Annotated in this window: 20 protein-coding genes; 9 read left to right on the top strand and 11 right to left on the bottom strand. The window is 67.0% G+C overall.

The genetic code is table 11. The annotated features are described in order from the left end of the window. The first annotated feature begins 300 nt into the window (after positions 1-300). The 6 genes from AC07VI_RS02545 to AC07VI_RS02520 all read left to right on the top strand — a co-directional run bounded on the left by AC07VI_RS02545 (position 301) and on the right by AC07VI_RS02520 (position 8116). Entirely contained in the window at positions 301-1575 is a 1275-nt protein-coding gene (locus AC07VI_RS02545) for an amidohydrolase family protein (RefSeq protein ID WP_086146932.1), read from the top strand. Between the two features lie 36 nt (positions 1576-1611). Beyond that, positions 1612-2130 (top strand): GNAT family N-acetyltransferase, encoded by a 519-nt coding sequence (locus tag AC07VI_RS02540; protein WP_086146931.1) that lies wholly within the window; start codon positions 1612-1614, stop codon positions 2128-2130. An 8-nt stretch (positions 2131-2138) separates the two neighbouring features. After that, positions 2139-2684, top strand: coding sequence for a GNAT family N-acetyltransferase (locus tag AC07VI_RS02535; RefSeq protein ID WP_226935392.1), 546 nt, complete (start codon positions 2139-2141; stop codon positions 2682-2684). Between the two features lie 130 nt (positions 2685-2814). Then, positions 2815-4290 (top strand): xylulokinase, encoded by a 1476-nt coding sequence (gene xylB / locus AC07VI_RS02530; RefSeq protein WP_492995594.1) that lies wholly within the window; start codon positions 2815-2817, stop codon positions 4288-4290. Positions 4291-4510: 220 nt separating this feature from the next. Further along, positions 4511-6139: a methyl-accepting chemotaxis protein gene (locus AC07VI_RS02525; protein ID WP_086146928.1), complete on the top strand. Its 1629-nt coding sequence runs from the start codon at positions 4511-4513 to the stop codon at positions 6137-6139. A 168-nt stretch (positions 6140-6307) separates the two neighbouring features. Next, positions 6308-8116, top strand: a complete 1809-nt coding sequence (locus tag AC07VI_RS02520; protein ID WP_086146927.1) for a putative bifunctional diguanylate cyclase/phosphodiesterase — start codon at positions 6308-6310, stop codon at positions 8114-8116. Position 8117: 1 nt separating this feature from the next. On the opposite strand, the gene AC07VI_RS02515 is transcribed toward AC07VI_RS02520, so the two are convergent. The 8 genes from AC07VI_RS02515 to AC07VI_RS02480 form a co-directional block, all read right to left on the bottom strand. Next, entirely contained in the window at positions 8118-8483 is a 366-nt protein-coding gene (locus AC07VI_RS02515) for a DUF3325 domain-containing protein (protein WP_086146926.1), read from the bottom strand. Then, a complete protein-coding gene (locus AC07VI_RS02510; RefSeq protein WP_492995591.1) occupies positions 8483-10102 on the bottom strand; it encodes a PepSY-associated TM helix domain-containing protein in 1620 nt (539 codons plus the stop codon). The genes AC07VI_RS02515 and AC07VI_RS02510 overlap by 1 nt, the downstream gene beginning before the upstream one ends. Continuing rightward, positions 10099-10437, bottom strand: a complete 339-nt coding sequence (locus AC07VI_RS02505) for a DUF3649 domain-containing protein (protein WP_086146924.1) — start codon at positions 10435-10437, stop codon at positions 10099-10101. The genes AC07VI_RS02510 and AC07VI_RS02505 overlap by 4 nt, the downstream gene beginning before the upstream one ends. A 2-nt stretch (positions 10438-10439) precedes the next feature. Then, complete coding sequence (locus AC07VI_RS02500; protein ID WP_086146923.1) at positions 10440-11186, bottom strand: DUF4198 domain-containing protein; 747 nt, start codon at positions 11184-11186, stop codon at positions 10440-10442. A gap of 372 nt (positions 11187-11558) precedes the next feature. Beyond that, positions 11559-13949 (bottom strand): TonB-dependent siderophore receptor, encoded by a 2391-nt coding sequence (locus tag AC07VI_RS02495; protein ID WP_086146922.1) that lies wholly within the window; start codon positions 13947-13949, stop codon positions 11559-11561. Between the two features lie 51 nt (positions 13950-14000). Continuing rightward, positions 14001-16424: a TonB-dependent siderophore receptor gene (locus AC07VI_RS02490; RefSeq protein WP_492995588.1), complete on the bottom strand. Its 2424-nt coding sequence runs from the start codon at positions 16422-16424 to the stop codon at positions 14001-14003. Positions 16425-16480: 56 nt separating this feature from the next. After that, complete coding sequence (locus AC07VI_RS02485; RefSeq protein WP_216356373.1) at positions 16481-17611, bottom strand: FecR family protein; 1131 nt, start codon at positions 17609-17611, stop codon at positions 16481-16483. 8 nt (positions 17612-17619) lie between these two features. After that, positions 17620-18162 (bottom strand): RNA polymerase sigma factor, encoded by a 543-nt coding sequence (locus AC07VI_RS02480; RefSeq protein WP_086146919.1) that lies wholly within the window; start codon positions 18160-18162, stop codon positions 17620-17622. A 129-nt stretch (positions 18163-18291) separates the two neighbouring features. Here AC07VI_RS02480 and AC07VI_RS02475 point away from each other — a divergent pair, with 129 nt between their 5' ends. Further along, complete coding sequence (locus AC07VI_RS02475; RefSeq protein ID WP_099374263.1) at positions 18292-19923, top strand: alpha-D-glucose phosphate-specific phosphoglucomutase; 1632 nt, start codon at positions 18292-18294, stop codon at positions 19921-19923. A 53-nt stretch (positions 19924-19976) separates the two neighbouring features. Here AC07VI_RS02475 and AC07VI_RS02470 read toward each other — a convergent pair whose 3' ends face one another. Continuing rightward, positions 19977-21515: a POT-type proton-dependent oligopeptide transporter gene (locus tag AC07VI_RS02470; protein WP_172404807.1), complete on the bottom strand. Its 1539-nt coding sequence runs from the start codon at positions 21513-21515 to the stop codon at positions 19977-19979. 118 nt (positions 21516-21633) lie between these two features. Continuing rightward, positions 21634-22191: a GNAT family N-acetyltransferase gene (locus tag AC07VI_RS02465; RefSeq protein WP_492995584.1), complete on the bottom strand. Its 558-nt coding sequence runs from the start codon at positions 22189-22191 to the stop codon at positions 21634-21636. Positions 22192-22290: 99 nt separating this feature from the next. On the opposite strand from AC07VI_RS02465, the gene AC07VI_RS02460 reads away from it, so the two are divergent. Further along, a complete protein-coding gene (locus tag AC07VI_RS02460; RefSeq protein WP_492995582.1) occupies positions 22291-22845 on the top strand; it encodes a PadR family transcriptional regulator in 555 nt (184 codons plus the stop codon). A gap of 44 nt (positions 22846-22889) precedes the next feature. Next, the gene (locus tag AC07VI_RS02455) at positions 22890-24080 is read left to right on the top strand and encodes an MFS transporter (RefSeq protein ID WP_492996368.1); all 1191 of its coding nucleotides are present in this window, start codon (positions 22890-22892) and stop codon (positions 24078-24080) included. Between the two features lie 4 nt (positions 24081-24084). Here AC07VI_RS02455 and AC07VI_RS02450 read toward each other — a convergent pair whose 3' ends face one another. After that, complete coding sequence (locus AC07VI_RS02450) at positions 24085-24597, bottom strand: hypothetical protein (RefSeq protein ID WP_226935388.1); 513 nt, start codon at positions 24595-24597, stop codon at positions 24085-24087. Positions 24598-24739: the final 142 nt, after the last annotated feature.

Below are 24739 nucleotides of genomic sequence, written 5' to 3'. Positions count from 1 at the left end.
GGTAGCGTGCTGAACAGCTGATCATAGACTTTTTATGATGCAACGCAATATGAATATTCTAGCGGTGATTCGAGTTGGTTGAAAGTTATTTTATTCTGCTCGCGTGGCATGTGCTTGCGCTATTCATGCGCCTGGCAGCATTTGCGGGAAGTTTGCGCGCGCGCAAAGCGTTGCCAAGGAATCTATGGCTATGCTTTTGCGAGTGGCTGAGTTCGTGCACTGCAGCATCCCCGAAAAAATGTATAAAATGGCAATCAACTTGAAGCGCCAGGCACCGTAGTCAACTGAAGGAGTGTCCGCATGGACCTTGTCATCCGCAACGCCAGCCTGCCCGACGGGCGCCGCGCCACCGATATCGCCATCGAGGATGGCCGCATCGCCGCCGTCGGCCCCGCCCTGCCGGTACAGGGCGCGCAGGAGATCGACGCGCAGGGCGACCTGGTCACGCCGCCCTTCGTCGACGCCCACTTCCACATGGACGCCACGCTCAGTTACGGCTTGCCGCGCGTCAACGCTTCCGGCACCTTGCTCGAAGGTATCGCCCTGTGGGGCGAGCTGAAGCCGCAGCTGACGCAGGACGCGCTGGTGGAACGCGCCCTGCAATATTGCGACTGGGCCGTGGCGCGCGGCTTGCTGGCCATCCGCTCGCACGTGGATATCTGCGATCCGCGCCTGCTGGCCGTCGAAGCGCTGCTCGACGTGAAACGCCAGGTGGCGCCGTATCTCGATTTGCAGCTGGTGGCCTTTCCGCAGGACGGCATCCTGCGCAGTCCCGGCGCCTTTGATAATTTAAAGCGGGCGATCGCCATGGGCGTCGACGTGGTAGGCGGCATTCCCCATTTCGAGCGCACGATGGCCGACGGCGCCGAATCCGTGCGCCTGCTGTGCGAATTTGCCTGCGAGCGTGGCCTGATGGTCGACATGCATTGCGACGAGTCGGACGACCCGCTGTCGCGCCATATCGAAACCCTGGCCTTCCATAGCCAGCGTCTTGGCATGCAGGGCAGGGTGACGGGCTCGCACCTGACCTCCATGCACTCGATGGACAATTATTATGTGAGCAAACTGCTGCCCCTGATCCGCGAGGCAGGCGTGGCGGCCATCGCCAACCCCCTCATCAACATCACCCTGCAGGCGCGCCACGACACGTATCCGAAGCGCCGCGGCATGACGCGCGTGCCCGAAATGCTGGCCGCCGGCATTCCCGTCGCCTTCGGCCACGACTGCGTGATGGACCCGTGGTACAGCCTGGGGTCGGGCGACATGCTGGAAGTGGCGCACATGGGACTGCACGTGGCGCAGATGACGGGCCAGCAGGCCATGCACGACTGCTTCCTGGCGGTGACAGAGACGCCGGCGACCATCCTGGGACTGGACGGCTACGGCATCGCGCCCGGCTGCCACGCCGACTTGCTGATTCTCGATTGCGGCAGTACCGTGGAAGCGCTGCGCCTGCGCGCGGCGCGGCGCCTGGTGCTGCGGCGCGGGAAAGTCGTCAGCGAGGCGCCGCGCGCGCAATCGCGCCTGCACCTGCCGGGGCGGCCCGGGAGTGTGAACTTCCGCCTGGGGCGCTGATACAATTGGCCATCACTTGTTATCGGGAGCACCGCCTTGAAAGAAATTGATATCCGCCCGGCCAACGAAGCCGATTTTGACGCTATGTGGCCGATTTTCCAGACCCTGGTGGCCGGCGGCGACACCTACACCTTCCCCGCCGATACCACGCGCGAAGCGTGCCACGCCTACTGGTTCGGCCCCGGCGTGCAAAGCTTTGTCGCCGTGATGGGCAGCGAGCGCCTGCTGGGCATGTACAAGCTGGTGGCGAACCAGCCTGGCCATGGATCGCATGTGGCCAATGCCTCGTTCATGGTCGATCCGGCCGCGCAGGGCGTGGGCGTGGGCCGCCTGATGGGCGTGCACTGCATGGAAGAGGCGCGCCGCGCGGGCTATCTGGCGATGCAGTTCAACTTCGTCGTCAGCACCAACCTGGCCGCCGTCACCCTGTGGAAAAAGCTGGGCTTCACTGTGGTCGCTACCCTGCCGCTGGCCTACCGCCACGCGCAGCTGGGCTATGTCGACGCCTACGTGATGTACCAGCTGCTCACCGATCCGATGCAGTGGCCGGCATGAGCGGCGCCATGACCGGACTGACAATCGAGCCGATCACCGTCATCGATACGCCGCGCCTGCGCCTGCGCACCGTCACGCCCGACGATGCGGCGTTCTATCTGGCGCTGGTCAACGAACCGTCATGGATCGCGCATATCGGCCAGCGCAACCTGCACACTGTGGAGGCGGCCCGCGCGGCGCTGGAGTCGGGAGCGATGGCGCAGTTTCGCCAGCATGGCTATGCCTTCTGCATCGTCGAACGGCGCAGCGACGGCGTCGCCATGGGCATCTGCGGCCTGATACTGCGCGCCAGCCTGCCCGGTCCCGACATCGGCTACGCGTTGCTGCCCGCGTATTGGGGCCAGGGCTATGCCTGGGAGGCGGCCGCTGCCGTCATGCGCCATGCGCAGCACGTGTTGCGCCTGCCCACCGTGTACGGCATCACTTCGCAGCAGAACCAGGCGTCGATCAATCTGCTCAACAAGCTGGGCTTGCGCTTCGAGCGTTTTGCGCGGCTGCCGCCGGATGGCAAGGACACGAATGTCTACCGCCGCGACTTCCGCCAGCATGGCTAGCTTGGCCGGCGCGTACCGGCAAAGCGGGGAAAAGTATGCGGAAAAGCCCGCTGCCGGCGGCGCCGGGCCATTACCATAGCGTGACATCGCCGCCGCACGCGGCGGCCCATACACTTTTCATGGAACCATCGTGAGCTATCTCGGCATCGATATCGGCACTTCCGAAGTCAAGGCCATCCTTACCGATGACGCGCAAACCATCCTCGCCAGCAGCGGCGTGGCCCTGCCCGTATCGACTCCCCATCCCGGCTGGTCGGAACAGCATCCCGAGCAGTGGTGGCAGGCCACGCTGGACGTGATCGCCGCCATCCGCAGCGCCCAGCCGCTGGCGTTTTCCGGCTTGCGCGGCATCGCCCTGTCGGGGCAGATGCATGGCGCCACCCTGCTCGACGAGCGGCAGCGCGTGCTGCGCCCGGCGATGCTGTGGAACGACACGCGCGCCTTTGCCGAATGCGCGGAACTCGAGGCACTGGTGCCCGAGTCGCGCGCCATCACGGGCAACCAGGCCATGCCGGGCTTCACGGCGCCCAAGCTGCTGTGGCTGCAAAAGCACGAACCGGCGCTGTTCCGCGCCATCAGTAAAGTCCTGCTGCCCAAGGATTACGTGGCCCTGCGCCTGTCGGGGGAAGATGTCTCCGACATGTCCGACGCTTCCGGCACCCTGTGGCTGGACGTGGCCAGGCGCGACTGGTCCGAGCGCATGCTGGCCGCGACCGGTTTGTCGCGCGAGCACATGCCGCGCCTGGTCGAGGGCAGCGCCGTCGCCGCGCAGGTGCGCCCGGCCCTGTGCCGGGAGTGGGGCATCGCGCATGCGGTGCTGCTGGCCGGCGGCGCGGGCGACAACGCGGCCGCCGCCGTGGGCCTGGGCGTGGTCGAAGCGGGCGCGGGCCTGCTGTCACTGGGGACGTCCGGCGTGCTGTTTGCCGGCAGCGACGGCTTCGCGCCGAATCCGGGCCAGGGCGTGCACGCGTTCTGCCATTGCCTTCCCGGACGCTGGCACCAGATGAGCGTGATCCTCAGCGCCGCGTCCAGCCTCGCCTGGGTGGCGCGGCTGACGCAGTCGAACGACATCGGAGAATTGGTGACACTGGCGGAAAGCGTCGAGGCGCGCAAGGCGCCCATCTTCCTGCCGTATTTGAGCGGCGAGCGCACGCCGCACAACGATGCGGCAGCGCGCGGCGTGTTTTTCGGCCTGTCGACGGAACACGGGCGCGCGGAGCTGGCCTACAGCGTGATGGAAGGCGTGGCCTTTGCCATGGCCGACGGCAATGCGGCCCTGCGCAGCGCCGGCACGCGGTTGACGGAGGCCTCGTTCGTGGGCGGCGGCTCGCGCAGCCGCTTCTGGGCGCAGCTGTGCGCGAACGCCTCGGGCTTGCACGTGCTGCGCCACGACCACGGCGTGGCCGGCGGCACCCTGGGCGCGGCGCGCCTGGCGCAGATGGCGGTGACGGGCTTGTCGCCCGCCCAGGTGTGCGCGCGCCCGCCCGTGCAGGCAACGGTCGCGCCGCAGCCGTCCGGCGCACTGGACGAGCGCCTGGCCCGCTACCGGCGTTTATACCCGCTGCTGCGCGAGGAATTCGCGGGAGCGGCCGCGACGGCGCGCTGACGGCAAGATTGCCGGCCCGACCATGCTGCGAGGGCGCCAATATGGCCAGACAGTCAACCTTCCCGTGTAATTTGTTGTTTCTATGCTGAAAGTGTTTCTCTAACGAAAGCGCCGCTTGGTTTTTCATGGGGCGCGCTGCATGATTTCTTCATTTGGTGAGAATTGGATAGATTCGGCGGCGCCTTTGTTGCCATCCTGTTCTTGCCGCCGGGAGAAACACATGCAACTCGCGAATCTGAAAATCTCCGTCCGCCTGGGTCTGTTGGGCGCCTTCTTCTTTCTTGCGCTGGTGTTCGTCGGCGCGCGCGGCTGGAGCGCGCTCGACGCGGCCAGCGCGCGCAGCGCCGACGCCATGCAGCGCGCCGTGGCCTTGACGGAAGCCGTCGATGCGGCGCGCAGCGCGCAGGTGGAATTCAAGATCCAGGTGCAGGAATGGAAAAACATCCTGCTGCGCGGCGGCGACGCGGCCGCCTTCCAGCGCTACCGCGAAGCGTTTGTCGCCAGCGGCGCGCAGACGCGCAAGGAATTGAAAGGCTTGCAGGCCATGATGGAAGCCTTGAAACTCGACACGGCGCCCGTCGAGCGTGCGTTGCAGGCGCACGATGCGCTGGGCGTGAGCTACCTGGCGGCGCTGCAACAGTATGACGGCGCGCGCGCCGACAGCGCCCACACGGTCGACGCGCTGGTCAAGGGCATGGACCGCGAACCGACGCGCCAGATCGACGCCATCGTCGCTGCCATCGGCAAGCAGTCGCACAGCCTGATGGCGCAGATGAAGGAGCAGGATGACGCCGCGCACCGCAGCGCCAGCATCGTCATGCTGGCCACTGTGCTGGTGACGCTCGTCGTCGGCAGCGTCACGGTCTGGTGGCTGATCCGCAGCATCACCGTGCCGCTGGGCGCGGCCGTCGGCATCGCCCAGCAGGTGGCGGCCGGCGACCTGCGCGCCGTGGTGGCCGACGGCAGCCGCGATGAAATCGGCGACCTGCTGCGGGCCCTGAAAGCGATGAGCGGCAACCTGGCGGCCATCGTGGGCCGGGTGCGCGCCGGCACGGACGCCATCGCCACGGCGTCGGGAGAGATCGCCAGCGGCAATATGGACCTGTCTTCGCGCACGGAGGAGCAGGCCAGTTCGCTGGAACAGACGGCCGCCTCGATGATCGAGCTGACGTCCACCGTGCGGCAGAACAACGACAACGCCGACCAGGCGCGCCAGCTGGCCGGCGGCGCTTCCGACGTGGCGCAGCGCGGCGGCGAGGCCGTGGCGCAGGTAGTGCAGACCATGAGCCATATCAACGCTTCGTCCAGGCGCATCGTCGACATCATCGCCGTCATCGACGGCATCGCCTTCCAGACGAATATCCTGGCCCTGAATGCGGCCGTGGAAGCGGCGCGCGCCGGCGAGCAGGGGCGCGGTTTCGCCGTCGTCGCCACCGAAGTGCGCAGCCTCGCGCACCGCTCGGCAGCGGCGGCCATGGAAATCAAGCAGCTGATCGGCGAATCCGTGCGCACGGTGGAAGAGGGCAGCGTGCTGGCCGGCCAGGCGGGGCGCACGATGGATGAGGTGGTGGGCAGCGTGCAGCGCGTGAACGCCATCATCGGCGAGATCGCCGTGGCCAGCGTGGAGCAGCGCGACGGCATCGAGCAGATCAGCATCGCCATCAGCCAGATGGATGGCGTGACGCAGCAGAACGCGGCGCTGGTGGAGCAGGCCGCCGCCGCCGCGGATGCGCTGCAGCAGCAGGCGGCCAGCCTGGCCGACGCCGTCAGCATCTTCCAGCTGCACGGGACGCCCGGCGTGGCCGCGCCGGCTGGCGCCGCGCAGGCCCGCAGGCTGTCGCTGGCCTGAGGCGGGCGTGCCCAGCGCCGCTTGATGCCAGTCAAGCGGCGCTTCATCAGGCAAAATTCTTGCCGAAATTCTTATACTATTTCCTTTCCGCATGGATCTGCGCCCGGCCGCATGGCGCGCGTTGCAAAGGAAAAGCATGTCTTCCATCTCCTGCCTGCCGGGTGACGTATGACGGCGCTGCTGCTGGCGCTGTGCCTGACCCTGGCCGTGATGCTGAGCGTGCTGCTGGCTTGCCAGTGGCAGACGGCCCGTGCATGGCGCATGCGCCATGCGGCCGGCGCGGTGCTGCAGGCGGCGCAGGCGCAGCGCATGGCCGATGCGCTGGCGCTGCTGCACGCGCTGCCGGCCGCCGTCATCGGCACCGACCAGGATGGCGTGGTGCGGTATCTGAATCCGCGCGCCGGCGTGCTGGGAGGGCTGCTGCCGGGCGACGGGCCGGGCCAGCCCGTGACCGGGCTGCTGCCCCTGTTCCACGACGGCGCGCCCGTCGACGCGGCGCGCCAGGTGCGCGACTGCGTGGCGCGCCAGGAAGTGCTGGAAGTGGCGCGCGGCGCCGTGCTGCTGCGCCCTCTCGACGGCAAGCGCATCGACGTGCAGTACAGCTGCGCGCCGCTGGCGCAGGGCGGCGCCGTCTTGCTGCTGCATGATGTGTCGGCGCGCCGGCGCGCGGAGCAGCAGCTGGAATTCATCGCCCACCACGACGGCCTGACGGGGCTGCCGAACCGCCTGCATTTTCAGATCCGCTTCGAGCATGGCATCGCGTATGCGCGCCGCCACCAGGGCTTGCTGGCCGTGCTGTTCGTCGACATCGACCGCTTCAAGTCCATCAACGACAGCCTGGGACACGACGTGGGCGACCAGGTGCTGACGGAATTCGCGCGCCGCGTGCAGCAATGCGTGCGCAAGGTCGATACGGTGGCGCGCCAGGGCGGCGATGAATTCATCATCCTGCTGACGGAGCTGCGCGTGGCGCAGGATGCCGAGCGGGTGGCCGAGAAAATCGTCTGCGCCATCGCCGCGCCCTTCGTCATCGGCGAGTACAGCCTGGCGGTGGCGGCCAGCGTGGGCGTGGCCCTGTACCCCGATGACGACGACGACGTCAATGCGCTGATCGAGAAGGCCGACCTGGCCATGTATGCGGCCAAGCGCCACGCGCCCGGCACCTGCTTGCGCTATGCCTCGCGCATGCAGGCGCAGTCGTATTCGCGCACCATCCTCGAGACGGCCCTGCGGCATGCGCTCGAACGCAACGAGTTCGTGCTGTATTACCAGCCCAGGATGGACCTGAAGACGCGCAGCATCACGGGCGTGAAGGCGCTGCTGCGCTGGAAGCATCCGGAACTGGGCCTGATGATGCCGCTCGACTTCCTGCACGTGCTGGAGGAGAGCGCCCTGATCCTGCCGGTGGGGGCGTGGGTGCTGGCCACGGCCGTCGAGCAGGCGCGCAGCTGGATTGCGCAGGGCCAGCCGCTGACGGTGTCCGTCAGCCTGTCGGCGCGCCAGTTCTACCAGCGCGACATCGCGCACAATTTTGCCGCCGCGCTGGAGGCGGCCGGGGTGCCGGGGCACTGCATCGAACTGGAAATCGCGGCGGCCATCCTGATCGACCGCAACCAGAATTGCGAGCTGATACTGCGCCAGTTCCGCCAGCTGGGCATGGCGATTGCCATCAGCGATTTCGGCACGGGCGACGCGTCGCTCAATTACCTGAAGCGCTTTCCCGCCGACGCCGTGAAGATCGAAAAATGCTTTATCGACGACCTGGGCAAGCCGGGCGGCGACAGCGCCATGGTGCGCGCCATCGTGGCCATGGCGCACACGCTGGGGCTGCGCACCATCGCCGGCGGCGTGGAAAACGGCGAGCAGCTGGAACTGCTGGCCGAGATGGGCTGCGACGAGGCGTTCGGCTACTTTCTTGGCCGCGCCATGGGACCGGAAGGCATCGAAGCGCTGCTCAGGTGCGGCGCCCCGGCCTAGTTCACAGGACGGCGAGGGCCACGGCCGCCAGCACGGCCGCCCCGCCGGCGCCGCGCGCCAGGCGCATGGCCTGGCGGGGCATATATGGCAGCAGCCAGATGAGCAGCAGGCCGCAGCCCGTCAGGCTGCCGACCCACGCCACCAGGCCGTAGCCATAGCCGGCGCTGTGCATGGCCCAGGCCAGGCCCAGGGCCAGCGCCAGCCAGCCCGTCCAGCGCAGGCGGCGGCGCAGCGGCGCGGGCGGCTCGGCGCCGCGGCCGTGCAGGTCGGCGTAGTGCCGGTCCATGGCCAGGCACAGCGAGGACAGGCCCGCATAGCACAGGGCGAAGACCAGAAAATTCGCGAGGAAGGTCGACAGCTGCTCCATCACGCGGCCTCCATGGTTGTTGCCGGCTTGACGGGGGCAGCCTTGGCCGCTTTTACGGGCAGGGACTTGAGCTTGAACGCCGCATACGCGAGGCCCAGGCCCAGCACCAGCACCACCAGGTCGAAGGCGGCCACCGCCACGGGGCCGCGGCCCAGGAACAGGATCGCGCCCAGGTGGGCACCGCCGGTCAAGACGTTCAGCACGGGCAGGGCGCACAGCAGGAAGGCGCCGGCGGCCAGCTGCATGCGCCACATGGCGCGCGAGGGGCGCAGCTGGGCGATGATGGCGGCCAGGGCCCAGGCGCCGAAGAAGCAGGCGATTTCCTCTTTCGGGCGTTCCTCCATCGCCACCGGCAGCAGGCGGTTGGCCCAGAAGTAGGCGCCGAAGGCGATCGGGATGCCGGCGATGGCGCCGATGTTGAGCGCTTCGACCAGGCGCAGGCCGAAGCTGGCGCGCTTGCCGGCGGCCAGCGCCTTGGCCTGCTTCTGGCGCGTCTTGACGGCCCACAGCAGGGCGCCCGTGGCGACCATGGCGCAGCCGGCCAGGCCGGACAGGAAGAACAGGGCGCGCAGCAGCGGTCCGCCGAAATGCGCGACGTGCAGTCCGACCATCACGCCCTGCGTGGCGGCGGCGCCGGGCAGCGCGTCGCCGTCGGTAGCCAGCAGCTTGCCGGACACGCCATCGAACTCCATCGATGGCTGCTTCGACGACATGTCGCGTCCGCCGGCGCGCGTCAGCGTGATGGTGGCGTTGGCGTCGCCCGGGTGATTCACGGAGATGCGTTCGACCTTGCCGCCCCATTGCTGCTCCGCCTGGCGCACCAGGGGCGCGATCGGCGTCAGCGGCGCGGCCACGCCGGCCGGCTTGCTGTCGCCCGAGCGGCCGGGAAACGCTTCGGCAAAGAAGGCATCCTGGTCGCCCTTGTAGGCGGCCGTGACGCCGGACGGCATGTACAGGAACATCAATGTGACCAGGCCCGTGTAGGTAATCATGATGTGGTAGGGCAGGGCCAGCACGGCCGTCACGTTGTGCGCGTCGAGCCACGAGCGCTGGCCCTTTTTCGGACGGAAGGTAAACAGGTCCTTGAAGATGCGCTTGTGCGTGACGATGCCGCTGATGATGGAGACGAACATGAACATGGCGCAGAAACCCACGATCCAGCGGCCCCAGATGGCCGACATGTAGTGCAGGTCGAAATGCAGGCGGTAGAGGAATTCGCCGCCGCGCGTCTCGCGCGGCTTGGACAGCACTTCGCCCGTGGCCGGGTCGGCTTTTTCGCTATGAAAATTGCCGCGCCGTCCGCGCTTCTTTTCGCCCGGTTGCGACGGCTTGCTCCAGCCCAGCTGGGTGGCGGGATTGCGCTCGCCGGGCAGGCTGATGAACCAGCGCGTGGCGCCCGTGGCGCGCTCTTGCATCGCGTGTTGCGCGACCCTGGCCGCTTCCTCGGTGCTCACCTGGCTGGCGGCGGCGCCGTGCAGTTCGGGCTGCATCCATAGCGTGATTTCATTGCGGTAGTAGCTGGCCGTGCCGGCGCAAAACACCAGCAGCAGGATCCAGCAGACGAGCAGGCCGGACCAGGTGTGCAGCCATGCCATCGACTGGCGGAAACCTTCTTTCATGCGAGACTCCAGGATAGTGCGTCCATCAATTGCAGGATGGCGGCGATGACGGCGGCGGGAATCAACAGGCCCAGCCAGGCGCGCAGGGCGCTGCGCGTGGCGAAGACCCACATCACGGCGCAGGTGTAGATGGCAAACGACAGCAGGGTGGCCGTCATGACGGCTTCGGAACGGGCCATGGGCAGGCTCACCGACAGCAGCATGGTGACCATCGCTGCCAGCACGTAGCCGCCAGCGATGGCCGCGACGCTGCGCGACGCCACGCCGAGGCGGTACACGGCCCCGGCGGAGAGTCGCAGGCGCGCGATTTTTTCAGGTAGGGCAGGCGCTTGCATGGTCAGTCGTGATCCTTGCTCGGTGGCAGGACCGGGCCGGCCGGCAGCGGCGTCACGCCTTGCGGCTGCAGCAGGCTCAGGGTGGTCACGAACATGGCCTTGTCATAGGCTTGCGTGCCGCGCTGGCCGGCCGTCCTGTCCGTATGCTGCACTTCCAGCACATAGGTGCCTTTCCACGGCAGCGCGAAGCTGACCAGGCCTTGCGCATCGCTCCACGCTTCCTTGCCCCAGCCCGATTGCACCACGGCATTGACCTTCGCTTGCGCCAGCGGCTTGCCCTGGTAGCTGACCTGGAACTGGCCGGGTTTGCCGGTCGGCACCAGGTCCAGGGTCAGCACGGGCGCTTGCGCCTTGCCGTCGGCGACCAGGCGCGCGGCGGGAATCCACACGGTGCGCGTGCTCTTGCCATCCTTTTTCTCTTCCCACGACGGGTAGTTGTCTTCCTCGACGATGATGCTTTCGCCGGCGCCCACCTTGCCGTTCAGGATGAAGGCGCCGGCCGTCTTGCTTGCCTGCAGCGGCTGCGCGCCCTTGGCCGACACCCACGTCACGTTCGTGATGCTGAACTTGTCCAGCAGGCCGGGCGACGCTTCGCGCAGGTTGTCGCCGAACTCGCCGAAGTACACGCTGGCCGCGTTGCCGTCCTGCTGCAGCCAGATCTGGTGCGCGCTGGCCGAGCCAGAAGCGAGGGCTGCGCCCAGCAGGGCGGTGGCGAGGGCGCCGGGGCGCGCGATGGAAGTGATGTGCATGGTGTATGCCTTAGTTTGTGGTGAGAACCGTGGTTGTCGCAGCGTTGCAAAGTACTGGAAAGTGGCGGCGGCAGCGCCGGCCAGCGAACGTGCTCGCGCCATGAAACGACCTTTTTTCGTTATTGATAGGGGGAGGCTTGCTTGGCGGGGATGCCTGGCTGGCGCAGCGTGTCATCCAGCTGCGCATCAGCCATGCCGTCCTGGCCGGTCGATGGCAGGCGGGACATGCGGGATGCGGACTCCGAATGGAATCCAAATGTGAATGAGAACTATTCTTATTATAGTGCGGAGTTGCGAGACATGCAAGAGTGCGATGTTGTAAACGGGGACGGCCGCCCCATTGCTGGCGGCGGCCGTCCTGTTGTGCAAGCGTTACAGCTGGCCGCGCAGGGTCAGCATGGCGTTGCGTGGTTCGCCGTAGAAGTTGGAACCATAGGCGGCCCACACGCGCGTGTAGTACTTCTTGTCGAACAGGTTGTTCACCGTCAGCGACAGCTCCAGCTTGGGACTGAGGCGGTAGCCCGCCTGCAAGCCCACCGTGGTGACGGGCCCCTGCCCGAATTTCACGGGGCCGTTCAGGCGGTACATGCTGCTGACGCTGCGCAAGCCGCCGCCCACGCTGATCTTGTCGAGCGCGCCGGCCAGCCGGTAATTGGTCCACAGATTGAAGTTGTGGCGTGGCGCGATGAAGGAATACAGTTGCGCCTTCTGGTCATCGCTGCCTTCGAGGGTGCGCGTGCTGGTGTAGGAATAGCCGCTCGTGATGTTCCAGCCCGGCAGGGGGCTGCCGCTCAGTTCAGTTTCTACGCCCTGGCTGCGCATCTTGCCCGCGCCGATGGAAAACAGCGGGTTGGCTGGATCGGGCATGACGCGGTGCTCGTCTTCCATGCGGAACAGGGCCGCATGCGCGTTGACATTCTTGTCGAACAGCTCCGCCTTCAGGCCCAGCTCGAATTGCTGGCCCGTGCGCGGTTTCAGGGTCTGGCCGGCAGAGTCCGTGGTGCTCTGGGGCGAGAAGATGCGCGTGTAGCTGCCGTAGGCCGACACCTGCTTGTCGAGTTCGTAGACCAGGCCCGCATACGGCGTGAATTTCGCCTTGATGGTGTTGCTGACATCGGTGAACTGGTTGAAATAGGCGTTGCGGTTGACGGTGTGGTTGTTCCAGTGCGTCAGGCGCCCGCCCAGGTTGATGGCCAGCCGGTCCGTCGCTTGCAGGCGGGTGCGCGCGTACAGGCCGAACTGTTTGGTGCGGTTATCGTTGCCGTTGGAAAAGGTGTAGCTGGGCTGGGCGATATTGTTATCTGGATGGAAGATGTTGATCGGCGCATTGTTGCCGCCGCCATACTGGAAATTCTTGTGTACCTGGCGGTAGTCGGCGCCCACGATCAGGTCGTGGCTGCGGCCAAACGCCTGGAACGGCGTGGCCAGCCAGGCGTCGAGTCCCTGCGTCTTCCAGTGGCTGCGGTAGTTCCAGCTGATCAGGCAGCTGTCGCCCGTGACGGGATCGGCCGAGCAGTCGGACCAGCCGAAGTTGCGCGATGGCTCGTCCTGCTCGCGGTACAGGGCCGTCACCTTGACCTGGCCGCCGTTGTCCAGCTTATGCTCGAGTTCGGCAAAGTATTCCGTGACCTTTTCCGTGATGTGGTTCCAGGCGGGGTCGAGGTAGGTCGAGCGGGGCACATCGAGCAGGCGCCCGTCTTCATAGGCGGGCAGGCCAAAGGCGGGACGGCCCTTGTATTCCTGCCAGGTGACGCCACCCGTCAGCACGGTGCCCGGCGCCACGTCGACGGCAACGGTGCCATACAGCAGCGGTTTTTCCGCATACACATGGTCGACGAAGGAGCGCCGGTGTTCGTAGGCCGCCACCAGGCGGCCGCGCACCTTGCCGTCCGCGCTCAGGGGGCCGGTCACGTCCGCTTCCGCATAGTAGCGGTCCCAGGAACCTGCGCTGAGCACGCCGCTGGCGGCGAAGGTGTCGCGCGCCCGCTTGCGCACCAGGTTGATGGTGCCGCCCGGATCTCCCGCGCCCTGGAACAGGCCGGCCGGGCCGCGCAGCACTTCCACGCGGTCATAGATGGCCAGGCCGAAGCCGGCCGACAGGTCGTTGCCCGTGCTGGCGGGCGTCATCACGCCATCGACCTGCACCGCATCGAGCGCATAGCCGCGCGAGTAAAAGTTGCCGTGGTTGCCGCCCGTGCTGCTCGCTTCGACGGTGATGCCCGTCACCCCGCGCATGGCGTCTTCCAGGCTCAGCAAATTCTGATCGTTCAGTTGCTGGCGCGTCAGCACGGAGACGGACTGGGGAATCTCGCGCAGGCTTTGCCGGCCCTTGCCGATGCTCACCGCCTGCGCCGCATACGACTTCGTCAGCTCGCTGTCTGGCGTGGCCTCCTGGCGCGCGCTGACGGTGATTTCCGCCAGGGTCGCCACCTTGCCCGTGGCGGCGGGCGCCGGACGGATGATGACGCTGTTGCCGTCGATGCTGGCGGCCAGGCCGCTGCCGGCCAGCAGGCGCTCGAGGCTGTCGGCCACGCTGAGGGTGCCGCTGACGGCGGGCGCCGCCTTGCCGGCCACGAGGTCGGGTGAAAACAGCAATTGCAGATTGGCTTGCCGCGCCAGTTCATTCAGGGCTTGCCCCAGCGGCTGGGCGGCGATGGCCAGTTTGACGGTGGGCGCCGTTTGCGCCTGTGCCAGGGGGATGTTGCCCAGGGCCAGCATGGCGGCCAGGGCGAGGGGGGTAACTTGAAAACGGAAATGTTGCATCGGATATCTTTATCGAGAGTGGAAAAGTGTAGCGCCGGAAACCTGCCTGGATTACAAAGTCGGCATATAGCGCACGGTCAGGATGAGGTTGCGCGGTTCGCCGAAGTAATTGCCGCGACGCAATTCGCCCGTGGCGGCCCAATAGGCCTTGTCCGTCACATTGGCGATGCTGAGATTGGCGCTCCAGTTGCGGTTGAACACGTACGAAGCGCGCGCATCCCACACCGTGCGTCCGCCGTTGCGGAAACGCACGTCGGGGTTGTCATCGGCCCGATAGACATAGCCGCTTTGCGCCGAGATGCCGCCGCCCACCGTCCAGTGGTTCCACGCGCCGGGCAGGCGGTAGCTGGTCGACAGGCGCAGCATGTGCTTGGGCGTGACGGTGGGCGGCGTTTCGTCGCCTTCGCCGCGCGCGATGTTGTAGGTGTAGCCGGACGATAACTGCCAGCCCGGCAGCACTTCGCCGCTGGCGTCCGCGTCGATGCCCGTGCTGCGGATGGGGCGGCCATTGCGGTAGCAGCTGCCCGTCACGTCCCACTTCAGGCAATCGTCATTGCTGGCCTCGTCGTACACGGCCGTGTCGCGCTTGTTGATGCGAAAGGCGGCCAGCGCCACGTTCAGGCGGCCGTCGTACAGCTCGCCCTTCACGCCCGCTTCATAGGTGTCGCCCACGACGGGTTTCAACGGTTGTCCGCCCAGCGTGTAGTACAGGCTCTGCGGCTGGAAGATGCTGGCGTAGCTGCCGTACACGGACCATTGCTTGCCCAGGTCGTGCACCAGGCCCGCGTACGGCGTGAATTCGCGGCTTTCCTTGTAGCGGCTGACGGGATCGGTGGCCAGCTTGCCCGTGGTTTGCTTGTCGAACCAGCTCAGGCGCCCGCCCAGCAGCAGATGCAGGTCCGGGCGCAGTTCCCAGCGCGTGCTGGCGTAGGCGCCGTAATGCTGCTCGTTCAGGTGCGGCAGCGAGTCCCAGGCCGGATGCGCGGGCTGCGCGAGCAGCGTATTGTTCGGGTGGAAGACGTCGAAGGGCAGGCCCGGCGAGGTCGAGGCCGCGTGATCGTCGGTGAGGGCGCGCGAGGCATTCATGCCCAGCAACACCTCATGCCTGCCGCCCCAGGCCTGGAAGCTGCCGGCCGCGTTGGCGTCCAGGCCCGTGGTGACGATATCCTGCTTGCGGTAATTGACCGTGTACAGGCGCGCTCCCTGTTGCGTGGCGGGATTGATGCTGCCGCGCACGATGGCCGCCTGCTGGTCGAAGGCCCCATACGTGCGGTTGATGGCAAGCTTGGCCTTCCAGTCGCCGCCAAAACGGTGTTCGAGGTCGGCGAACAGTTCGCCGATGGTGGCGTCGTGGCGGTTCCAGTCCTGCGCCAGCGACGTCGAGCGGCGTACCGGCAAGGTGGCGCCGTCGCTGTAGCGGGGCAGGCCGAACAGCCAGTAGCCGTGCGTCACCGTGTGCTGGCGGCGCGCGCCGGCGCGCACGGTGGTGGCGGCGTCGAGGTCCGCCTCGACGATGCCGTAGAACAATGGCATGCGGCTGTGCGCCGCATCATAAAAGTAATCGCGGTCTTCATAGGCGACCAGCGCGCGCCCGCGCACCGTGCCGGCCCCGTTCAGCGGCGCGCCCGCGTCGAGTTCCACGCGGCGCTGCTGCCAGCTGCCCACGGTGGCCGTCGCGTCCGCATGCGCTTCGGCGCGGGGCCGCTTGCGCACCAGGTTGGCCACACCGCCCGGCGTGCCGGCGCCGACGATCAGGCCGGCCGAACCGCGCAGGATTTCCACGCGGTCATACACGGCCATGTCGGGGATCAGCCAGCCCGTGGCATTGTCGGAAATGCCGGGCATGCCGTCGATCAGGTAAGACAAGGCATTGCCGCGCGACAGGAATTCATGCGAGCCGAAGCTGCGGTTCATGCGCGTCAGGCCCGTGCTTTGTTCCAGCACCTGGTCCAAGGTGAACAGGTTCTTGTCGTCCATCTGCTGGCGCGTGACCACGGACACCGATTGCGGCGTGTCGCGCAGCGAGCGCTCCGCGCCCGCCAGGGTCACGGCGCGCGTCGTGTAGGCGCCCGTGCCTTCGCTGGCGGCCGTGCGCTCGCCATTGGCCGTCACCGTGATTTCCGACAGGGTCGCCGCTTCGCCCGTGGCCTTGGGCGCGGCCTTGATGATGACGGCATTGCCGTCCATCGATGCTTGCAGCCCGCTGCCGGCCAGCAGGCGCTCCAGGCCGTCGCGCACGCTGAGGGTGGCGCTGACGGCGGGCGCCGTCTTGCCGGCCACGAGGTCCGGTGCAAACAGCAGTTGCAGATTGGCTTGCCGCGCCAGCTCATTCAGGGCTTGCCCCAGCGGCTGGGCGGCGATGGCCAGTTTGACGGTGGGCGCCGTTTGCGCCTGCGCCAGGGGGATGCTGCCCAGGGCCAGCATGGCGGCCAGGGCGAGGGGGGCGGGTGTCAGATTGAGGCGGGGGGACCACATGTTGCATTTCTCCAGGTTAATTTGTTGTCGGTTCACCTGGTAGACGCGGCAGCGGTCTAAATCCTCACCTGCGAATAAGAATTATTTGTATTTATTTTTTTGGGCAGTTGTATTGACGGCGCCTGCTGCTGCAATTTCGGCGCCATGCGGATCTCGCTGGCGGCGCCGTCGCGGACGATTTGCACGGGCAGCAGCTGGGGCAGGGCGGCGGCGAAGCGGTCGAGCTGGGTCAGGCTGAAGCTGCCGCCGATGCGCAGCCGCGCCACGGCGGGATCGCGCACGAGCAGGCCCGTGTCGCCATAGCGCTCGAATTCGGCCAGCGCCGCGCCCAGCGGCACGTTGTCGAAAGTGATCCTGCCGTCGCGCCACGGCGCCACGCTGCCGGGGGCCAGGCTGGCGACGGCCGACAAATTCCCGGCGGCATCGGCCGTCACGCCCTGGCCGGCCGTCAGCTCGGCCTGCTCTTGCCGCGCCCCCGCCACGCGCACGTGGCCATGCTGCACGGCCACGCGCAACTGGCCGTCCTGGGCAAGGGTGTTGCGCACGGAAAACTGCGTGCCCACCACCGTCACCGTCACAGGGCCGCTGAACACGTTGAACGGCTGCCCTTGCTTTGCTTGCACCAGGAACAGCGCTTCGCCATGCGCCAGGCGCACTTCGCGGCGCTGGCGGTACAGGGTCACGTGCAGCTGCGTGGCCGTGTCCAGCTGCAGCTTGCTGCCGTCGGGCAGGGCGACGGCCAGGCGCTGGCCGCGCGCCGTGGCGTACGACTGGCTGAACACGGCTTGCTGCTGCCACCACCGGTAGCCGCCCGCGCCCACGCCGAGCAGCAGCATGGCGGCGGCCGCATACGGCAGCGCGCGCAGCCAGTGCCGGCGGGGAGCGGACACTGGCGCAGGGGCGGCCGTTGGCACCGTCCAGCGCGCGGCGACATGCGCGGGAATCCGGCGTACTGCGCGGTGGGTGCCCTGCAACTGCGCATACGCTTGCGCGTGCAGCGGGTCGGCGGCCAGCCAGGCGGCAAACCCGGCCTGGCCTTGCGCATCGAGGTCATTGCGCCGGCTGAACCAGGTGGCCGCCGCCAGCGCCAGCGGGTCTTGTGTGGCGGCAAAAGCGGCATGCCCGCGCAAGTCCGCCTCGTCCTGGGCGGAGGGGCCGAAATCATGGCGGGGCGGGAGGGCGGTCATGGGCGCCATTATGTGGCTTTGCGCAAAGAATGCAACTGCGCCTGGCAACTGAGCATGCCCCGCGCGATGTGTTTTTCCACCATGCTCACGGATATGCCCATGCGCGCGGCGATCTGCGCGTGCGGCAATTCCTCGAACACGTGCAGCACGAAGGCGTCGCGGCAGCGGGGCGGCAGGGCGTCGATGGCGGCCACGCACGCTTGCCAGTCCTGGCTGCCTTCCAGCGCCTGTTCCGGCTGCAAATGCAGGGGCGCGGCCGGATGCGCCGCTTCCGGCAGGACGTCGAGCGCGTCGTGCCGGCGCAGGGCGGCGCGGCGGTGCTGGTCGATCAGCAGATTGCGCGCCGTGCGGTACAGCAGCGCGCGCGGTTCGCGCACGGCCGGTTCACGCGCACCGTCCTGCGCGCCCAGCACGCGCACATAGCTTTCCTGCACCAGATCAAAGGCAGCCTCGCGGTTGCGCAAGCTGCGCCAGCAAAAGTTCAACAGTTCTTGGTAATAGCGTGCAACCACGGCGTCCGATGTCTGAGTCCGCAGCCAGGAATGCCGCATATGAGAATGATTCTCATTATACAGAATGCCGGGATGCTGCGCTAAGCGGCTTGCCGCACCGTGGCAGGCGTACAACGCTTTGCCTGGCGGCCCGCATGCATTAACATGGGAAGTTAACAGGGAGGCAACATGTCTATTCAAATCATCAACACGGCGCCGATTGCCGGCCAGCGGCCCGGCACCTCGGGCCTGCGCAAGAAGGTGGCGGTCTTCAGCGCCCCGCAATACCTGGAAAACTTCGTGCAGAGCGTGTTCGATAGCGTGGGCGACTGCCGCGGCCAGACCCTGGTGCTGGGCGGCGACGGGCGTTACTACAACCGCGCGGCGATCCAGACGGTGCTGCGCATGGCGGCCGCGCACGGCTACGCGCGCGTGCTGCTGGGACAGGGCGGCATCCTGTCGACGCCCGCCGTCAGCTGCGTGATCCGCAAGCATGGCGCCGGCGGCGGCATCATCCTGTCGGCCAGCCACAATCCCGGCGGGCCCGATGGCGATTTCGGCATCAAGTACAACATCGCCAATGGCGGCCCGGCGCCCGAAAAGGTCACCGAGGCCATCTACGCCCGTACGCAAGCCATCCGCGAATACCGCATCAGCGACGCTGCCGACATCGACCTCGATACCTTGGGCGCGGTACGCATCGAGCAGATGACGGTCGAAGTGATCGACCCGGTTCTTGACTACGCTGAACTGATGCAGCAGCTGTTCGACTTCGACGCCATCCGCGCCCTGCTCGCGGGCGGCCTGCGCATCTGCTTTGACGGCATGCACGCCGTCTCCGGCCCGTATGCGGCGGCCATCCTGGAAGGCATGCTGGGCGCGACCAAGGGCAGCGTGATCAACGGCGTGCCCCTGGAAGACTTCGGCGGCGGCCACCCGGACCCGAATCCCGTCAACGCGCGGGAACTGATCGCCATCATGGCGGCTGATGATGCCCCCGATTTTGGCGCCGCCTCGGACGGCGACGGCGACCGCAACATGATCGTCGGCCGGCGCTTCGACGTCACGCCCTCGGACAGCCTGGCCATCCTGGCCGCCAACGCCGCCGTGGCGCCCGGCTACCGCGCCGGCCTGGCCGGCATCGCCCGCTCGATGCCGACGTCCGGGGCGGCCGACCGGGTCGCCAGCGCGCTGGGCATCCCGTGCTACGAGGCGCCGACGGGCTGGAAGTTCTTCGGCACCCTGCTCGACGCCGGCCTGGCCACCCTGTGCGGCGAAGAGAGCTACGGCACGGGCTCGAACCATGTGCGCGAAAAGGATGGCGTGTGGGCCGTCTTGTTCTGGCTCAACCTGCTGGCGGAAAAAAAGCAATCGGTGGAAGCCATCGTGCGCGCGCACTGGGCCGCCCATGGCCGCAACTACTACTCGCGCCACGATTACGAAGACATCGACAGCGCTTGCGCGGCGCAGCTGATGGACGCCGTGCGCGGCCGGCTGGCCACCCTGCCTGGCCAGGTATTCGATGGCTACACGGTGGCGCTGGCCGACGATTTCAGCTACACGGACCCCGTTGACGGCTCGGTGGCGACGCAGCAGGGCATCCGCATCATCATGACGGACGGCGCGCGCATCGTGCTGCGCCTGTCGGGCACGGGCACCGAGGGCGCCACCCTGCGCCTGTACCTGGAGCGCTATGAAGCCGATCCCGCGCAGCACGCCATCCCGACCCGGCAAGCGCTGGCGGGATTGACAGGCGTGGCGGAGCAGGTGGCGCAGATCCGCGCGCGCACGGGGCGCGACGCGCCGACGGTGACGACATAACGAAAAAGGGCGCCCGAGGGCGCCCTTCTGCATTGCGTTACATCAAACCGTCATCATGCTTTTGCCGGGACGGCCACCTGGCGGTAGTTGTCGACCATCTTGTAGCGCTTCGCATACAGGCCGAAGGCCAGCATGGCGACGGCGGCAAAGGCGGCGAAGAAGAACATCTGGAAAGCCGTCACGCTGATGCCGCTTTCGGCGATCTTGCCGATTACGCCTTCGTTCATGACGCTGCGGTTGACGATCAGGACCCACAGGTTGCCCACCGTGGTCGACAGATTCCAGAAGCTCATGATGGCGCCCTTCATCGACACGGGCGCCTGGCTGTACGCAAACTCCAGGCCAGTGGCCGAGACCAGCACTTCGCCGAACGTCAGCAGGGCGTAGGGCAGGATCTGCCACATGATGGAGACGGCGTTGCCGCTGTCGAGGGCCAGCTGCAGCAAGCCGATGACGATCCACGCCAGCGAGGAAAAGCCGATGCCGGCCGTCATGCGGCGCAGCGCCGTCGCTTCCAGGCCGAAGCGGTTGAGCATCGGGTACAGCACCAGGTTGTTGAACGGGATCAGGAGCATCACCAGCATCGGGTTCAGCGCCTGCATCTGCGCCGGCAGGAACCAGCTCGGTTTTTCCATGGTGTTCGCCTGCACGATCCACGTCGAAGCCTTCTGGTCGAACAGCGAGAAGAACGGCGTGACGAGGGCGAAGATGACGAGGATGCGCAGCACGGCGCGCACGCCTTCGACAGCTTCGTCCGGGTGGATGCCGCGCGCGCGCTCGAGCTGCATGGCCGTGCCGATGCTGCCGAAGGCCAGCAGCAGGACCAGCGCCGTACACGCGGAAATCACGAAGCCCCACTCGGGAATGCTGTAGAACGCATACAGGGCGCCGATCACGCCGACGTAGGCCACGTACAGGCCCGGGCGCGAACCGCCGTCGACGCGGGCCAGCAGGGCCGTGCGGGCGACGCGGGTGAAGGAATCGGGATTCGGCGGCGCCGGCGGCACGTGCACGTACTTCTTGGCGCCCATCCAGAAGACGATGGTGGCGGCCAGCATCATCAGGCCGGGAATGCCGAAGGCGATCGACGGACCGAAGTCGCGCAGGAACATCGGCATCAGCAGCGAAGCGAAGAAGGAGCCGAAGTTGATGATCCAGTAGAACAGGTCGAACACCAGCTTGGCCTTGTGCTTGTTGGTCTGGTCGAACTGGTCGCCGACAAACGAGGCGACGAGCGGCTTGATGCCGCCGGAACCGAAGGCGATCAGGAACAAGCCGAAATAGAAGCCGTTGACGCTGTTTTCAAACAGGGCCAGGCAGGCATGGCCGGCGCAATACACGAGGCTGAGCCAGAAGATGGTGTTGTACTTGCCGAAGAAGCGGTCGGCCAGCCAGCCGCCCAGCAGCGGGAAGAAATACACGCCGATGACGAAGGTGTGGAACACGTGCTTGGCTTCGCCCGTGCGCTGGTCGATCGGGATCATCAGCAGCAGGGTGCTGATGAGGAATGGCGTCAGGATATTGCGCATGCCATAAAAGCTGAAGCGTTCGCAGCCTTCGTTGGCAATGATGTACGGTATTTGCCGCGGCATTTTGCCGTTGGCGGTTTGTGTCTCGGCCGATGACATTGGCTCTCCCCCAAGTTTTTTTTGTAAGCCGCGATGCTAAGGCCTGCCGCGTTTGCTTGCAACAGAAAAAACGGCCTGTCCGCTATTTCGCAGGGATTTGTAAGGTATTGATTTTCATAAAGACATCATTTTTCGTCGTTGCGATGGCGGGCCGCGGCAGCATGCATTGCATTTGCAGCATGTCGCCCGATGCCGTCTCGTCGGCCAGGGCAAAACCGCAGCCCAGGTAGAGGCTCAAGGCCGCATGGTTGTCCAGCGCCACGGCCAGGCGCACGCGCGCCAGCTCGGGCACGCCGCAGGCATGGGCGATGGCCGCTTGCACGAGTTGCCGCGCCACGCCCCGGCCGCGCGCCGGCGGCGCCACGTAGACGCCCCACAGGCTGGCCTTGTCCTGCACGACGGCAATCGGTTCGCGGCGCAGGCCGGCAATGGCGATCAATTGTCCATCTTCGAAAGTGCCAAACATTATTTGGTACGGCGTGGCGCGCAGGCGCGCGGCCATCTGCGCCAGCGGCACGGCGCTTTCCGCCGCCTGCGTGGTGCAGAAGGCGCCCGGCAGTTCGGCGATGCCGGCCAGGCGCAGCGCGCGGTAGGCGGGCGCGTCGTCGGGCGTGAGCGGGCGGACGGTCGGGGCGGGCATGTGGCCGAGTATCGGGCTTTGATGCCGGAAAGTAAACCTTGCACCGCAGCGGTGTGAAACATAAGATATATCTCGCTGCGATATATCTTAAGGAGTGCCATGTCCCTTGTTCTTTACGGCGCGCATCCGCTGCGCGCGGCAATCCGCGGCCATGGCGATGCGCCCGGCGCCGCTGCCGGCGCTGCCCATCCTGTTTCCGCCGCGCGCGGGCCGAAAATGTTTGACGCGGGCACCTTGCGCTACCTGGTGCTGCAATTGATCGCCGACAAGCCGCGCCACGGCTACGACATCATCAAGGCCATCGCCCGGCGCGCCGGGGGCGCCTATGCGCCCAGCCCCGGCGCCATCTATCCGCTCATGCACGGCCTCGTGGGCCACGGTTACGTGGCCGTCTGCCTCGACGGCAACAAGAAGCTGCACAGCATCACGCCCGAAGGACAGGCTTTCCTGGCGGCGAACCGCGCCTATGTCGACGCCGTTGCCGCCAGGATCGACGCCCCGGCCGGCGCGGAAGACGATTTGCGCCAGCTGATGCACGAACTGAAGGCGGCCGTGCTGGCGCGCGGACGCGCGGGCGAGCCGGACGCTGGCCGCCTCGATGCCATCCGCGCCATCCTGCGCCAGGCCCGCAGCGCTGTCGAGGCGTTGGCGTGAAGGCCGCGCCCGCGCCCCTGCTGACGCCGGCGCGCGAGCGCGCGATGCTGTGGCTGCTTGCGTTGACGCAATTTACCGTCATCATGGATTTCATGGTGATGATGCCGCTGGCGCCGCAGCTGATGCAGGCCTTCCATATCGGCCCGGCCGCCGTTTCGGGCGCCGTCTCGGCCTATGCCTGGTGCGCGGGCCTGTCCGGCCTGCTGGCGGCCACGTATATCGACCGCTTCGACCGCAAGACGCTGCTGTTGACGATGTTTTGCCTGTTCACCGTGTCGAACCTCGCTTGCGCGCTGGCGCCGAACTTCCAGGTGCTGCTGTGGTCGCGCGCGTTTGCGGGGCTGACGGGCGGCGTGCTGGGCGCCATCGTCATGGCCATCGTCGGCGACGTGATTCCCGCCGAGCGGCGCGGCGCGGCCACGGGCGTCGTCATGACCTCGTTTGCCATGGCAGCCGTGGGCGGCGTGCCCATCGGCGTGGTGCTGGCCGCGCACTTTGGCTGGGCTTCGCCGTTTTTCCTGCTGGTCGCGCTGTCGCTGCTGGTCTGGCTCGGCGCGGCGCGCGTGCTGCCGTCGCTGACGGCGCACATGGGCGCCGCCCCCACGCCGCTGCGCCAGGTGCTGCCGAACCTGCTGGCGCTGTTCCGCGAGCGGCGCCACCTGCAAGCGTTTTCCTTGTCCATTGTCAACATGACGGCGGGCATGCTGGTCATTCCCTTCATTTCGCCCGTGCTGGTGGGCAATATGGGGCTGGCGCCGGCCGACGTCACCTGGGTCTATCTGGCGGGCGGCTGCGCCACGATCTTCACGGCGCGCCTGATCGGGCGCTGGGCGGACCGGGCCGGCAAGCAGCAGGTGTACCGCTGCGTGTCCTTGCTGTCGATCGCGCCGCTGCTGTTCATGACGCACTTGCCCCAGCTGCCGCTGCTGGCGCTGATGCTGGCGTTTCCCTTCTTCATGGCCCTCGTCTCTGGCCGCATGGTGCCACTGCAGGCGCTGCTGACGACCATTCCCGAGCCGCACAAGCGGGGCGCGTTTCTCAGCGCCAATTCGGCCCTGCAAAGCCTGGGCAGCGGCCTGGGCGCCTGGCTGGGCGGCCTGACCCTGCAGACGGACGCGGCCGGCCACATCAGCGGCTATGGCATCAATGGCTGGCTGGCGGCGGGCTTGTCGCTGTGGACGGTATGGTGGGTGGCGCGCGTGCGCGGCGCGGCGCCGCAGGGGGCGCCGGCGTAGGGAGTTACTGGGTGGCGATGCGCTGCATGGGCGCATTGTCCTTGCGCCATTGTTCCAGGCTGATCAGCTCACCGCTGACGACGTCGTCGACGAGGATGCGCTTGCCATCCTGGGATACGACGAAACTCTCCCAGCGGTGCGCCGCATCCGGCGTGTTTTCCACAAAGCTCAGGTCATGGTAGGGCTTGCCATCGATGAGACGCACATCGGGCGACGTTTCCATCACGGCGCCGTGGGCGCGGCCGCCGGAAGCCTTTTCGATATGCGCCGACCATGCCTTGATTTCCGGCAATGCCATCAGCGCATCGACGGCGCGCGCGCTCTGCTCTTCGGCGACCGTCCGGCTGCTCGAGGCCGTAGCGTTGCTGCCTTGCTGTGCGGGCGGCTGCAGCAGGTAAAAAGCGGCCAGGGCGGCGGCCAGCAAGCCGGCCAGGGTGCCGGCGATGACGGCGGTTTTGGAGGAAGAGGCGCGTGGCGGCATGGTGGTGGCGTAAGAAAGAAGGACGATGGCGGCCATGCTAAAGCAAAACGCGCGGGCGGGCAATCGCCGGGCTTGCCAACGGCTTTGGCAAACGGGGTTGTCAAGCGGGATTGTCAAATCAATAGGCGAAAAAAAGCCACCTTCCGTAGAAGATGGCTCTCGGGGCTGCCGGGCAGGC

It is taken from the genome of Janthinobacterium sp. GW821-FHT03A03 (assembly GCF_059421435.1).
Note: the sequence above shows the minus strand (reverse complement) of the source record. Positions and strands in the feature narration are given on the sequence as shown.